Origin of the sequence: Rugamonas brunnea (assembly GCF_014042345.1) — a bacterium.
Taxonomy (GTDB): Bacteria; Pseudomonadota; Gammaproteobacteria; order Burkholderiales; family Burkholderiaceae_D; genus Rugamonas; species Rugamonas brunnea.
The window spans coordinates 105,049-118,032 of the sequence record NZ_JACEZT010000004.1 but is presented as its reverse complement, the minus strand read 5'-3'; the positions used below and the strand labels follow the sequence as shown (position 1 = coordinate 118,032).

The 12,984-nt window shown below is 65.6% G+C and carries 8 protein-coding genes; 5 read left to right on the top strand and 3 right to left on the bottom strand.

What is annotated here, in order from left to right:
* Positions 1-46: 46 nt before the first annotated feature.
* The 4 genes from H3H37_RS07985 to H3H37_RS07970 all read left to right on the top strand — a co-directional run bounded on the left by H3H37_RS07985 (position 47) and on the right by H3H37_RS07970 (position 5,221).
* Positions 47-1,354, top strand: a complete 1,308-nt coding sequence (locus H3H37_RS07985) for an MFS transporter (RefSeq protein ID WP_182161207.1) — start codon at positions 47-49, stop codon at positions 1,352-1,354.
* Positions 1,355-1,358: 4 nt separating this feature from the next.
* Positions 1,359-2,537: an ABC transporter ATP-binding protein gene (locus H3H37_RS07980; protein ID WP_182161205.1), complete on the top strand. Its 1,179-nt coding sequence runs from the start codon at positions 1,359-1,361 to the stop codon at positions 2,535-2,537.
* A gap of 135 nt (positions 2,538-2,672) precedes the next feature.
* Positions 2,673-3,983 carry a tetratricopeptide repeat protein gene (locus H3H37_RS07975; RefSeq protein ID WP_182161203.1) on the top strand — a complete coding sequence of 437 codons (1,311 nt, stop codon included), beginning with the start codon at positions 2,673-2,675 and terminating at the stop codon, positions 3,981-3,983.
* A gap of 128 nt (positions 3,984-4,111) precedes the next feature.
* On the top strand, positions 4,112-5,221 hold the full coding sequence (locus tag H3H37_RS07970) for an acetyltransferase domain-containing protein (protein ID WP_182161201.1): 1,110 nt from the start codon (positions 4,112-4,114) through the stop codon (positions 5,219-5,221).
* On the opposite strand, the gene H3H37_RS07965 is transcribed toward H3H37_RS07970, so the two are convergent.
* Together H3H37_RS07965 and H3H37_RS07960 are read right to left on the bottom strand one after the other, a co-directional pair.
* Positions 5,166-6,218 (bottom strand): glycoside hydrolase family 18 protein, encoded by a 1,053-nt coding sequence (locus H3H37_RS07965; protein ID WP_182161199.1) that lies wholly within the window; start codon positions 6,216-6,218, stop codon positions 5,166-5,168. The genes H3H37_RS07970 and H3H37_RS07965 overlap by 56 nt on opposite strands.
* A gap of 143 nt (positions 6,219-6,361) precedes the next feature.
* Positions 6,362-9,055, bottom strand: coding sequence for a TonB-dependent receptor (locus H3H37_RS07960; RefSeq protein ID WP_182161197.1), 2,694 nt, complete (start codon positions 9,053-9,055; stop codon positions 6,362-6,364).
* 348 nt (positions 9,056-9,403) lie between these two features.
* On the opposite strand from H3H37_RS07960, the gene H3H37_RS07955 reads away from it, so the two are divergent.
* Positions 9,404-10,144, top strand: a complete 741-nt coding sequence (locus H3H37_RS07955; protein WP_182161195.1) for a GntR family transcriptional regulator — start codon at positions 9,404-9,406, stop codon at positions 10,142-10,144.
* An 80-nt stretch (positions 10,145-10,224) separates the two neighbouring features.
* Here H3H37_RS07955 and H3H37_RS07950 read toward each other — a convergent pair whose 3' ends face one another.
* Positions 10,225-12,960, bottom strand: coding sequence for a M16 family metallopeptidase (locus H3H37_RS07950; protein ID WP_182161193.1), 2,736 nt, complete (start codon positions 12,958-12,960; stop codon positions 10,225-10,227).
* Positions 12,961-12,984: the final 24 nt, after the last annotated feature.

Here is a 12,984-nt window from a genome sequence, read left to right as displayed (position 1 = left end):
CACGCCGCCACGCCACCACGAGAAAATCAGAAAAGCAGAGACAACGATGGAACATACCAAACCGCACGTGCGCAATCCCAAGCTTTGGGTGCCCAGCCTGTACCTGGCGCAGGGCTTGCCGTTCTTCGCCGTGGCCATCGTGGCCAACCAGATGTTCAAGAGCATGGGCGTGCCCAACGACCAGCTCAATCACTGGACCGCGCTGATCGGCTTCGCCTGGGTGTTCAAACCGTTGTGGAGTCCCTTCCTGGAACTGGCCAGCAGCAAGAAGCTGGTGGTGGTGGGCTTCCAGCTGGTCGGTGGATTGTGCCTGGGCGCCGTGGCGCTGGCGCTGCACGCGCCGTTCTGGTTCGCCGCCTGCCTGGCGATGCTGGCCCTGGTGGCCATCGCCTCGGCCACGCACGACATCGCGTGCGACGGCTTGTACATCACCAGCCTGTCCGACAAGGGCCAGGCCGCTTACGCCGGCTGGACCGGCACCTTCTTCAACGCCGGCAAGTTCTTCACCACGGGCGCGCTGCTGCTGCTGGCCGGCCACTTCGAGAAGACGCTGGGCGTGGTGCCCGCGTGGACCATCAGCTTCGCGATCCTGGCCGCCATCATGGTGGCGCTGGCCCTGTACAACAGCTGGGCGCTGCCGCAGGCGAAGAACGTGGCGGACGAGAACACCAACGCGGCCGCCATCGCGCGCACGCTGTGGCAGGTCATCGTCGAATACTTCCGCAAGCCCGGCATCTGGGTGTCCATCCTGTTCATCATCCTGTTCCGCGCCGGCGAGGCGCAGGTGCAGGCTATCGGCCCGCTGTTCCTGCGCGAGGCGCGCAGCCTGGGCGGGCTCGGTCTGAGCACGGCCGAAGTGGGCGCCGTGTACGGCACGGTGGGTACGGTGGCCTTCATCGTCGGCAGCATCGCGGGCGGCTACTTCACGTCCTGGCTCAGCCTCAGGCGCGCCATCCTGTGGCTGATCCTGGCGCTGAACCTGCCCAACGTGGCGTTCTACTGCCTGGCCACCTGGCTGCCGACCGACCTGACCGTGATCGGCGCGGCGCTGAGCGCGGAGATGTTCGGCTACGGCTTCGGCTTTGTGGGCCTGATCCTGTACATGATGCAGGTGGTCGCGCCGGGCAAATACCAGACCGCCCATTACGCCTTCTCGACCGGCATCATGCAGCTGGGCTTCGTGCTGTTCAAGCTGGTCAGCGGCGACATCCAGATCGCGCTCGGCTACCAGCACTTTTTCGTGTGGGTGATGCTGAGCGCCATTCCGGTGGCCGTGCTGTCGCAGTTCATCCCCATGAGCGCGCGGCCCCAGCCCGAAGCGCAAGTGGCCCCGCACGCGGCCACGGCGGGCTGACGCCATGGCCAGCGTCAGCCTGCAAGGCATCGTCAAGCGCTACGACACGCAAACCGTGATCCATGGCGTGGACCTGGACGTGGCCGATGGCGAATTCATGGTGTTCGTCGGCCCGTCCGGCTGCGGCAAGTCCACGCTGTTGCGCATGATCGCGGGGCTGGAGGAGATCAGCGCCGGCCAGCTCAAGATCGGCGAGCGCGTGGCCAACGATGTGCCGCCGGCCGAGCGCAAGCTGGCCATGGTGTTCCAGTCCTATGCGCTGTATCCGCACATGACGGTGTACGAGAACATGGCGTTCGCGCTTAAGCTGGCGGGCCAGCCGGCGGCCACGGTCAGGGCCGCCGTGGAGCGTGCGGCCGACATCCTGCGCATCGCCCCGCTGCTGCAGCGCCGGCCCAAGGAACTGTCGGGCGGCCAGCGCCAGCGGGTGGCGATCGGCCGCGCCATCGTGCGCACGCCGGAACTGTTCCTGTTCGACGAACCGCTGTCCAACCTGGACGCCAGCCTGCGCGTGCAGATGCGGGTGGAGCTGAGCCGGCTGCACCGCGAGCTGGGCACCACCATGATCTACGTGACGCACGACCAGGTGGAGGCGATGACGCTGGGCCAGCGCATCGCCGTCTTCCATGGCGGGCGTATTGAACAGGTGGGCACGCCGCATGAACTGTACAACGCGCCGTGCAACCTGTTCGTGGCCGGCTTCCTGGGCACGCCGAAGATGAACTTCATTCCGGCCCAGGTCCTCGCGACGGGGCCGGACCATGCCAGCGTGCTGCTGCCGGGCGGCGCCATCATCGACGTGGCCGTCGATGGCGCTGCGCTCAAGCGGGACGACGCCGTCACTGTGGGCGTGCGCGCCGAGCACCTGGCGCTGTGCGCGCCCGGCGCGAACCATGCCGGCAAGCAGGCCAACGGCACCGACGTGACCGTGGGCCATATCGAATACCTGGGCGACCAATCCATCGTCTACGCCACGCTGGCCGGCGCGCCGGAAATGATCGCCGCGCGCCTGCCGGCCGAGGCGGCGCCTCCGCTTGCCGGCGCGCGCGCCCGCATTGTGCTGCCGCCCGCGCGCTGCCTGCTGTTCGGCGCCGACGGCCGCGCCCTGCCGCGCCCCGCCGCCAGCGGTGCGCACGGCGCGGCGCGCACGGATGATTTGGCGGCGGCTAGTCAATTTATGTAACAATACGCGGGTTTGACCGGACCGCCCTTCTCCCGCCCGCCGATGAGTGGCAGAATGTGCGGCTTGTCCCCCCTTACCGTGACGGCGCGGCGCCAACCGCCTCGCCTCCATTTGTCTTTGATTGAAGGATTTACCATGTCCCAATTTCGTTTCGCCCGTATTAGCCTGATCCTGGCCGCCCTTGGCCTGACCGCAGCGCCGGCCATGCTTGGCATGACGGCCGTCCACGCCGAAGAGAAGGCCGCAGCGGCACCGGAAGCGCCGAAGGACACGGTGCGCCCCGAGATCTTCAAGCTGATCGACCCGGCCCAGATCAAGGACCTGATGGCGGCGAAAAACTACGCGGAAGTGAAGAACCGCATCGACCAGTCGGCGGCCATGCCCAACCTGACCCCGTTCGAATCGTTCGTGCTGAACCAGATGCGCGTGCAGGTCGGTTCGGCCACCTCGGACAACGCCCTGATGCTGCCAGCGCTGGAAGCGATGATCGACTCGGGCCGCCTGGCGCCCAAGGACAAGACCAACTTCATTGAAGCGGTCGGCAACATCTACTACACGTCCAAGGACTTCGACAAGGCCATCGTCTGGTTCAACCGCTACCAGACCGAAACGGGCAACGCGACCAAGGTGCGTCCGCAACTGCTGCGCGCCTACTTCTTCAAGAACGACTACCCCACTGTCAAGACTGAAGTGCTGAAGGATGTTGCGGCCGCCGAGCAGGCCGGCACCGCGCCCACCTCCGACGAACTGGCCCTGCTGGGCAACGTGGGCATCAAGAGCAAGGACAACGCCCTGTACCTGCAGGCCGTGGAATACCTGGTCAAGTACTACCCGACCGAAGCCTACTGGTTCGACCTGCTGAACCGCACGCGCGGCAAGCCTAACTACAACCAGCGCCTGGACCTGGATGTGCTGCGCATGAAGGCGCTGGTGGTGCCGGGCCGCATGGAAGCGGACGACTATTCCGACCTGGCCGAACTGGCACTGCTGGGCGGCTTCTACACGGAAGCGAAGAACGCGCTGGACAAGGGCTTCCCCAACGGCCAGATGGGCAGCGGCCCGGACGGCGCCAAGCGCAAGAAGCTGCATGAGCAGGCCGTCAAGGGCGCGGCCGACGACGCCAAGAACATCGGCAGCGGCGAAGCCTCGGCCGCCAAGTCCAAGGATGGCGTGGGCCTGGTCAACCTCGGTTACGCCTACGTGACCATGGGCCAGTTCGACCACGGCCTGGAACTGATGAACAAGGGTATCGCCAAGGGCGTGCTGAAAAATCCGGAAGACGCCAAGCTGCGCCTGGGCTACGCCTACGTGATGGCCGGCCGCAAGGATGACGCCATCAAGACGCTGCAAACCGTGACCGGCAACGACGGCCGCGGCGACCTGGCCCGCTACTGGATCATGTGGGCCAAGAACCCGTCGGCACCGGCAGCGCCAGCGGAAAAATAAGACGGATGCCGGCCGCGCGCCGGCCTCCGCACGCAAGCCAGACGGCGCCACCGTCTGGCTTTTTTTTCGCCCTTGCTTTCCTGATAATCCGCCAGCACAATGGGCATCCTGGACAACGGGAGGCGGACATGGTCAAGACTGCAAGGCTGGCCAGTATCGACATGCTGCGCGGGCTGGTGATCGCCGTGATGGCGCTGGACCATGTGCGCGATTTTTTCGGCCCCGCCAACTGGAGCCCGGAACAACTGGACCAGACCACGCCGGCCTGGTTCGCCACGCGCTGGATCACCCACCTGTGCGCCACCACCTTCGTGCTGCTGGCCGGCAGTTCCGCGTGGCTGCGCGGCGATCGCACGGGCACGGCGGCCCTGTCGCGCTACCTGGCCACACGCGGCTTGCTGCTGCTGGTGCTGGAAGCGACATGGATCAGTTTCAGCTGGCAGTTCGGCTACGGCGTCCTGATCCTGCAAGTGATCTGGGCGCTGGGCATGGGCATGCTGTTCCTGTCCGCGCTGGTGTGGCTGCCGCAGGCGGTGATCGCCGCCGTCGCGGCGCTGCTGATCCTGCCCCACAACCTGCTCGACGCCATCCAGTCCAGCCATCCCCTGTGGCTGGCGTGGCACCAGGGCGGCTTTCTGCCGTTGGGGGCGAACTTCGGCATCGTCTTCATCTATCCGTTGATGCCCTGGCTCGGGCTGATTGCGGCCGGCTACGCGCTGGGCCCCGTGTTCCGCTGGGAGGCGACGCGCCGCCAGCGCTTCCTGTGGCTGGCCGGCGGGGTGCTGCTGCTGGCCTTCGCCGTTCTGCGCAGCGGGAATTTCTACGGCGATCCCGATCCGTGGTCGCCGCAGGGGCGGGGCTGGATCTGGGACCTGATCTCCTTCCTGCGCGTGCACAAATATCCACCGTCGCTGCTCTACCTTTGCGTCACGCTGGGCATTGCCCTGCCCCTGCTGGCCGTGTTCGAACGCGTGCGCCCGGTGCCGGTGCTGCTGCTGTTCGGCGGCGCGCCGCTGTTCTTCTATGTGGTGCACATCGCGCTGGTCCACGCGCTGGCGGGGCTGTACTTCCTGTTGCGCTTCGGCGCCCTGCCGCAGGGTACGCCGATCCGCTACACGCTGCCGCCGGGGTACACGCCCTCGCTGCCGGTGGTGTATGCGGCCTGGCTTGGCGTCCTGCTGCTTATGGCTGGCCTGACGACGCTGTGGCGCCGTCGCCAGATCCTAACCCCGTCGTGAACGCCCGCCCATAGGCTCCGCCCGGCGTGCCCGGCATGCTGCTGCAAGTCGCCTGCGCGCCGATGGTGGGCACGGGACACGGCGTATCGCGGTCCAGCGACCAGAAATGCAGGCCGGCCAGCTTCATGCGCCGCGCGGCCTGCGCCACCGTGCGCGCATCGGCCACGGTGAACACATTTTCCCGCACGTCGTTCACGCCTATCATGGCCGTCAGCTCGATCTGCTCGTACGGCACGCCGTACTTGCGATGCACATTGCGCGCGGCCTGGATGGCCGACAATCCCATCTGGCAGCGCCGCGCCCGCACCACGCAGGCGTTGGGGTGCGCGGGTCCGTAATCCATCACCATCAGGTTCAGCGCATAGTCGCGCAAGCCGCTGCGCTGCGCCGCCGCCAGCACGGCCACGCCGGTTTCGTTCAGGCTACGCAGGCTGCCGTCCGAGGCGGCATGGGTGGGCACGGTCAGGCTGAAACGCAGCGCCGGGCGGTGCGCCTGCACGCTGGCGGCGGCGGCCAGCAGCGACGCAATCTGCTGCGCGCTCTGGCCAGCTTCGATATCGAAGTCGATGCCGGCCAGGTGCGGCGAATCATAGCGGGCGACGAAACGCTCCATGCCCTCGGCACTGGCGCAGGTGAACACAGCGCCCTGGCCGCCGGTGGAAATCAGGTAGCGGATGCCGGCCCGGTCGAACGCGGCCACGTTGGCGTCGGCCACGTCCTGGCCGCGCTGCGTGCCCCACTGCTCGTCGCCGCATTCGCCGCTGGCGAAGGCCCAGGTCAGCGCCTGCCGGCCGAACGGGCTGCCGTCGCCATTAATGTAGGGCGTGCGCACGCCGTCCGGCGCGGCCGTGATGACGTTGGTGGCCGGGTCGTTCCACATGGCCAGGTGCTTGTAGGGGCTGTAGATAAAGGGCGGCGCAGCCTGCGCCCACGGCGCGCCCGCCGCCAGCAATGCCGCCGCCGCGATGGCTGCGGTCCGGTGTTTGTCATGTGCCATGGTGGAGAATGGGGAACGTAAGGCGTTGATGTGCATGATGTGCATGATGTGAAAGGGCCCGCCGCCGGCAAGTTGTGCTTGCGCGGCGGCGGGCCCGGTGCCGCTAAGGCCAGGCGGGTCGGCCCGGCCAGTCAGGCTACGGATCAGTACTTGATGCGCACACCACCGTACACGGTCTTGCCGTTCTTGTACACGCCGGCGATCTGCGTGGTATCGGTCTTGTACACGGTCAGCAGCGGATCGTTCAGGTTCTGCGCTTCCAGCGTGAACATGACCGACTTGTTGAGCGTGTAGTTGAGCGCGATGTTCAGCGAGCCGTTGGCGCTCTGGAAGTAGTCCGCGCCGCCACGGTTACCCAGCTTGTAGGTGGAACGGTGGCTGTAGCCGATACGGGCGCTGAAGCGGTCGTCCTCGTAGAAGGCGCCGACGTTGTAGGAGTTCTTCGACGTGCCATACAGCGTGCAATCCTCACCAGCCTTGCCGTTGCAAGTGCCCTCGGCCAGCTTGCCGGTCTGTTCGCCATCGGCGTAGGTGTAGTTGGCGTTCACGCCGATGCCACCCCAGATGTTCTGCTCATACGCCAGGTCCATGCCTTTCAGCTTGCCGTCCGTGTTGACCGGCGAGGAGATGTCGTAGTTGGCGATCGCGCCGCCGTGGGAAGCGTCGGCATACGGCAAGATGCTGTGGCCGTAGGCGATCACGCCATCAAGCTTGCTGGCGAAGATGCCGGCCGACAGCAAGGCCTTGGGCGCGAAGTACCACTCGGCGCTGAAGTCGATGTTGTTGCTGCGGATGGGCTTCAGGTAAGGGTTGCTGCCCACGCCGTTGTGCTCCGTGTCGCGCAAGTCGTTGCCGGCAAGCTGGCCGAAGTCGGGACGGGACATGCCACGGTTCAGGGCGAAGCGGCCCACCAGGTTCTGCGCCAGGTCGGCACGCAGGTTCAGGCTGGGCAGCACGTCGTTGAAGCTCTGCTCGTACTCTGGCTTACCACCGGGCAGGAAGGCGTGGATGTCCATCTTGGTCCGCACGAAGCGCACGCCCACGTTGCCGCTGATGGCTTCCGACGGCTGCAGGTTGGCCATCACATAGGCGGCCGTCGCGTCTTCCTTGATGTTGAATTCCTGCTGCGTGGCGTGGGTGTTGAAGGTGGCGTACTTGGCGACCCACGAGGCGACGTAGTCATTGCTGATCTTGAACGGGTTGAAGCCCGGGGTCGGATTGACGGGCAGGTTGCCATACCAGTTGTTGCCGTAATTGCCGATGGCGCTGTCGGGAATCTGGGTGTCGTCGGTGGCGCCGGCGCCCAGCACCATGTTCAGCTTGGTCAGGTCGCGCTCGTGCTTGGCCATGCGCACGCCGAACTGGATCGACGGCACCGCGTCAAAGGCCAGCTTGTATTCGCCGTCCACCTGGCCGTAGTTTTCCTTGTCGGACGAGGAGCTATAACCACCCCAGCCGCCGATACCGCCGCCGGCGCGCACGAACTTGTCGCCGCCCGGCACGTTGAGCACGAAGATACCGTCCGGCGTGAGCGTGTAGCCGGCGCCCTGGTTCCATGCGCTCAGCACCTCGAAGCCCACGTCCGTGGTCTTGCCACTGCCGCTGGTGTGACCGAGTTTGCCGTTCAGGGTCAGGTCCTTGTTGACCACCCATTTGCCGTCGAAGTTGAGGAACTTGGAATCGGTCTTGGCGTCCGGACGGGCCGCCACGTCTTCCACCACCGACCAGGCGCCGGCCGAATTGGCGCCGAAGGCGTCCTTACCGTAGAACACGGAGGTGATGGTGTTGCCCACCACGGTGGCCGGCTGGGTGGGCTTGACGGCGTTGCCGTTCCAGCCCGGGCCGTTGACGGCGTTGATGGTGTCGGCCATGTAGTTGGTGTTGTAGTTCTTCGCGTCGACGGTCGACAGGAAGCCCGACAGGTCCAGCGTCACGTTGGAGGCCGGTTTCCACTGCGCTTCGAGGTAGCCGCCCTGGCGCTTGCGCTCCTGCTGGAACAGCACGGCGCCGCTCAACAGGCTGATGTTCTTGTTGGCCAGCGCCGGATCGGGGTAGTTGGCGCCCGTCTTGTCCCACCACACGCCTTCGGAACCGGCGCGCTGCAGCTTGCGCGTCTGCGAGAACACCTGGCCCAGGATGCCGAACTTGTTGTCGTCGCTCTTCCAGTTGATCAGTGCCGTGACGGCGGGATCGGTGGACTTGGCAGCCGTCGAATAAGCCGCTTCCACGGAGGCGGAGGTGGTCAGCTTGTCGCGGAATTCCAGCGGCTTGCGGGTCTGGATATCGACCGTGCCGGCCGCGCCGCCTTCGAGCAGGTCGGCCTGCGAGGACTTGTGCACCACGATGCGGCCCACCAGGTCCGATGGCAGCAGAGTGTAGGACACGCTGCGGCCGCCGTTGGCGATGTTGGGACCATACCAGTCGCCGCTGGAGACGGTGTGGCCGTTGAGGGTGGTCAGCGTCATCTGCGACAGCATGCCGCGCAGCTGCACGTGCTCATTCTCGCCGAAGGAACCTTCGGCCGAACCGGCGCTGGTGGTGGTCACGCCAGCCACGCGCGACAGCGAGTCGGCCACGTTCTTGTCCGGCATCTTGCCGATGTCTTCGGCCGTGATCACTTCCACCAGCGATTCCGCGTTCTTCTTCTGGTTCAGCGACTGCTGCAGCGAGGCGCGGATACCCGTCACCACCACCACTTCGCCTTCCGGTTTGGCGTCCTGCGCGTAAGCCGGCATGGCCAGGCCCATGGCCAGCAGGGCCACGGCCGACGCGATCGGCGTCAGATGGCTGGAGCCTTGTTTCAGTATCCGGTGCGTCGTTGCGGTATTGTTTTTCATGTAGTCCCCCTTGATTGCGGCCTGGCTACCCAAGCCTGTTAGCGTTCTGATCGTTCGGCCCCTGCAGCGATCGTCGCCGCGATCGTCAGCAGGTTCCTCTTTACAACCACTTACAAAACCAATTGAACGCCAATATACCGCAATCCAATACCAGAACACTACCAGTTTCGCGATTTTTTTTGTCTGTTGTGCATGACACACAGACCACTTCGTGTTTATTTTTGCAATTACCAGAGGGGGAGCACAGGGGAGTGGCCTGATACCACGACAATACCAACGGCCCAGCCTTTTTGGTATGATCGGACCACACACCGCCCCGCCAGGCCGCGCCATGGGAGATCCGACCGTATGACCACGCTAGTCCAGCTCATGCATCATCAGGGGCAGAACAGCAGCCTGCCCCTGTACCAGCAACTGCAGCGCGCCTTGCGCGAAGCCATCGACAAGCGCGTGTTCGGGCCGGACGAGGCGCTGCCGGCCGAACGCCAGCTGGCGGCCGACCTGTCCATCTCGCGCATCACGGTGCGCAAGGCCATCGACGGCCTGGTGGAGGAAGGGCTGCTGGTGCGCCGGCCCGGCTCGGGCAACTTCATCAACACCCGCATCGAAAAGAACTTCGCCAAGCTGACCTCGTTCTCGGAGGACATGCGGGCGCGCGGCCGCACGCCGCGCAGCGTGTGGCTCAAGCGGTCGGAAGGGACGGTGACGCCGGAAGAAGCGCTGCGGTTGCGGCTCAGTCCGGGCGCGCCCGTGTACCGCTTCCACCGCATCCGTTATGCGGACGAGATACCGATGTGCCTGGAGTACGCGACCATCGTGGCGACCGCCCTGCCCTCGCTGGAAGCGGTGCAGGTGTCGATGTACGAGGCGCTGGAACAGGCCGGCAACCGGCCCGTGCGGGCGTTGCAGCGCTTGAGCGCGCTGTTGCTGAGCGCCGAGCAGGCCGAGCTGTTGCAAGCCAAGCCCGGCGACGCCGGCCTGGCCGTGGAACGCCTGGGCTTCTTGCGCGATGGCCGCGCCGTGGAATTCTGCCGCTCCATCTTCCGCGGCGACATGTACGACTTCGTGGCCGAACTCAACACGGCCTGATTCCAAAGAGAACCGGGGTCGGATCCAACATCCATACACGAGCTGTTGTATGAATGTTGGCTCCGACCCCGGGGGTGGTCTTACTGCGGCTTGGCGGCGCCGGCCTTGGCGTCGTCGCCCGCCGTCACCACGCTCAGCTTGGCCGGCGTGATGAACTTGCGGAACGCGGCGTTGACCTGCTCGACGGTGAGCGCCTTCACCTTGTCCTCGAACGCCTTGCTCCACGCGTAGCTGCGGCCCAGGAACAGGTTGCGCGACCAGCCGGCCGCCAGCACCTCATCCTTGGAGCGGTTCTGCAAGCGCTGCTGCAGCAGGCCGGACTTGGCGCCCGCCAGTTCGGCCGCCGTGAAGCCATCCTTGAGCGCGCGGTCCAGTTCCTCGCGGATGGCCGCTTCCAGCTTGCCCAGATTCTGCGGCGCGGCGATGGCGCCCATGCCGAAGCCGCCGGCGCGGTCGATCTCGCCGGCGCCGATGTCGGCCCCGCCGCCGTAGGACAGGCCGTCCTTCTGGCGGATACGGTCCATCAGCCGCGACTTCAGACTGCCGCCGCCGAAGATGTAGGTGGCCACTTCCAGCGCCGGATAATCGGGATCGTTGACGTTCAGGTCCAGGTTCAGGCGCGCCTCGTAATAACCGTTCTCCTTGTCCGGCGTGTTGATGTGCTGGTGCAGGGCCGGCTTGTCGGCGTTGGTGTTGGTGATGCGCGCATAGGCCACCTGGCTGTCCCAGCCATTGAAGCTGTCGGCGATGGTCTTGCTGGTGGCGGCCGGATCGAAGTCGCCGACAATGGACAGCTCGCCATGCGAGGCGCCGTAGTACTGGCGGTGGAAGGCCACCACGTCCTCCAGCTTGAGGGCGCGGATCTCGGCCAGCTGTTCATCCACCGTCTTCACCGCGCGCGGGTCGCCTTTCGGATAGTGGTTGTAGTACTCGGACATGGCCTGGTGCGCCAGCGATTGCGGCTCGTTGCGCGACGATTCGATGCTGACGATCCACTGCTGGCGCATCTGCTCGAATTCGGCGGCCGGGAAGCTGGCCTCCTTGAGCACGTGGCTCACCAGGCGCAACGCCTGGTCCAGGTTAGGGCCGGTGGTGTCGAAGTGGTACAAGCTGCCCGAAATCTTCAGCTTGGCGAACGCGTCGGCCAGTTCCGTGCGGCTGTACTTGCTGGTGCCGCGCATCAGCATGTCGCTGGCCGCCGCCATGATGGTGCTCTTGCCGAACAGGTTGTGCTCGTCGCCCCAGTGCAGGTGCAGGTCCACGGACACGGCCTCGCCCCGGTTCTTCTTGGGCAGCATGGCCACCTTCAGGCCACCGATGGTCTGGATCTGGGTGCGGGCGTCGATGTTGGCCTGGCTGGGGTCGAACGCTTCCGAACTGAGCGTGGCGACCTTGCCCTTGAAGTCCTTCATCACTTCCTGCACGGTCGGCGCGGGCGGGATCTCGGCCCGCTGCGGCGCATCGTCGGGCAGGAACTGGCCCAGGGTGCGGTTGTCACGCCGCAGGTAGCGGGCGGCCGCCGCGCTCACCTGCTCGGGGGTGATGTGATCCAGCTTGTCGCGGCCTTCGAACAGCAGGCGCCAGTCGCCCAGCGCGATTTCCTCGGACAGGGTCACGCCCACTTTCTGCGGATCGTTCAAGGCTTTCTCGATGCCGTTGGCGAAGTTGCGGCGCGTGCGCTCCATCTCCTCGGCCGTGGGCGGCGTCTTGGCGAAGTTCTCCACGGCGGCAATCAGCGCATCGCGCACCGGTTCCACCGGCTGGCCGACCTTGACCACGGCGCCGATGACTTCCAGCCCCGGCGCGTAACCGGTCTGGCCGAAGCTGAACACTTCGGCCGCCATGCCGGTCTCCACCAGCGCCTTGTGCAGGCGGCCGGTCGGCGTGTCGCCCAGGATCTCGGACATGAACGACAGCGGGTCGGCGTCGGCCTGCAACGCGGACGGGATCTTGTAGCCGAGCGCGACGATCTGCATGTCGCCCTTGCGCCGCACGGTGAAGCAGCGCTCGCCATCCTGGGTCGGTTCCACAGTCCAGAACGGCGGCAGCTTGCGCTTGGGCTTGGGGATGGCGCCGAACGATTTGCTGATCCAGGCCAGCGTCTGGCTGGGGTCGAACTTGCCGGCCACCAGCAGCACGGCGTTGTCGGGCTGGTAGTAGGTGCGGTAGAACGCTTGCAGGTTCTCGATGCGCACGTTCTCGATGTCGCTGCGGTTGCCGATGGTGGAGCGGCCATAGCTGTGCCAGTCGTAGGCGATGCTCTGCATGCGCTTGAGCAGCACGGAGAACGGCTGGTTCTCGCCCGACTCGTATTCGTTGCGCACCACCGTCATCTCGGAATCGAGGTCCTTGCGCGCGATGAAGGAATGGACCATGCGGTCCGCCTCCATGTCCAGCGCCCACTTCAGGTTGTCGTTACCGGCCTGGAACACTTCATAGTAGTTGGTGCGGTCGAACGAGGTGGTGCCGTTGAACTCCATGCCGCGCTCGTTGAATTCCTTGGGGATGCTGCGGTTCTTGGGCGAGCCCTTGAACATCATGTGTTCAAGCAGGTGGGCCATGCCCGTCTCGCCGTAGTTCTCGTGGCGCGAGCCGACCAGGTAGGTGACGTTGACCGTCACCGTGGGCTTGGATGCGTCCGGGAACAGCAGCACCTTGAGGCCATTGGGCAAGTGGTATTCCGTGATGCCTTCCACGGACGGGCCCTTGGTGACGCCTGCCGGCAACGTTTGCGCCCACGCGCCCTGCGGGGCCAGGAAAGACAGGCTGCACACCATCAGGCCGCAGACGGCCACGCGCTTCGCATTTGGAGTCATCGCAAATTCTCTAGGGAAATTCAG

Bases quoted from the DNA above. Each gene is read 5' to 3' on its own strand.
- H3H37_RS07955 (WP_182161195.1), top strand. From the start codon at position 9,404: ATGACCACGCTAGTCCAGCTCATGCATCATCAGGGGCAGAACAGCAGC.
- H3H37_RS07985 (WP_182161207.1), top strand. From the start codon at position 47: ATGGAACATACCAAACCGCACGTGCGCAATCCCAAGCTTTGGGTGCCC.
- H3H37_RS07980 (WP_182161205.1), top strand. From the start codon at position 1,359: ATGGCCAGCGTCAGCCTGCAAGGCATCGTCAAGCGCTACGACACGCAA.
- H3H37_RS07960 (WP_182161197.1), bottom strand. From the start codon at position 9,055: ATGAAAAACAATACCGCAACGACGCACCGGATACTGAAACAAGGCTCC.
- H3H37_RS07975 (WP_182161203.1), top strand. From the start codon at position 2,673: ATGTCCCAATTTCGTTTCGCCCGTATTAGCCTGATCCTGGCCGCCCTT.
- H3H37_RS07950 (WP_182161193.1), bottom strand. From the start codon at position 12,960: ATGACTCCAAATGCGAAGCGCGTGGCCGTCTGCGGCCTGATGGTGTGC.
- H3H37_RS07965 (WP_182161199.1), bottom strand. From the start codon at position 6,218: ATGGCACATGACAAACACCGGACCGCAGCCATCGCGGCGGCGGCATTG.
- H3H37_RS07970 (WP_182161201.1), top strand. From the start codon at position 4,112: ATGGTCAAGACTGCAAGGCTGGCCAGTATCGACATGCTGCGCGGGCTG.